Annotated in this window: 1 protein-coding gene; it reads right to left on the bottom strand. The window is 48.9% G+C overall.

The window, feature by feature from the left end:
• Positions 1-70: 70 nt before the first annotated feature.
• A partial coding sequence (locus DWX84_RS21240; RefSeq protein WP_158593346.1) for a polysaccharide biosynthesis protein occupies positions 71-507 on the bottom strand: 437 nt, incomplete at its 5' end.

Here is a 507-nt window from a genome sequence, read left to right as displayed (position 1 = left end):
GCTATATTTAAATCAACATTAATAGCATAGGCCCTCACGGATAAATCCATAATTTACTTTTTATTTCGCTCTATTCATCCAACACCTCATATTTAGAATGCTGGCTCTTGAACTCGGGAACGATCTCCTTCATCCGCTTCACGATCTGCATATCCCCCTCCACGGCACAAGCATGTACCAAGGCATCAATCCGCAGATTGGCGTCCGCATAATCATACGCACGGACTTGGGCGATCTTGATCTTCGGATGAAAAGTAGGCTTGGAGGTCTCCTCCTCATTGAGTACCTCCTCATACAACTTCTCCCCGTCTCGCAATCCCGTGAACCGGATCTCGATTCCCTTCACCCCGCTCAGACGGATCATCCGCTCAGCCAGATCCACGATCCGTACAGGTTTACCCATATCGAACACGAAGATCTCTCCCCCATTACCCATCGTACCGGCCTCTAGGACCAGCTTACAAGCCTCCGGTATCAGCATGAAGAAACGAATGATATCCTTGTGCG

Source organism: Parabacteroides sp. AF21-43 (assembly GCF_003635435.1).
GTDB classification, from domain to species: Bacteria; Bacteroidota; Bacteroidia; order Bacteroidales; family Tannerellaceae; genus Parabacteroides; species Parabacteroides distasonis.
Note: the sequence above shows the minus strand (reverse complement) of the source record. Positions and strands in the feature narration are given on the sequence as shown.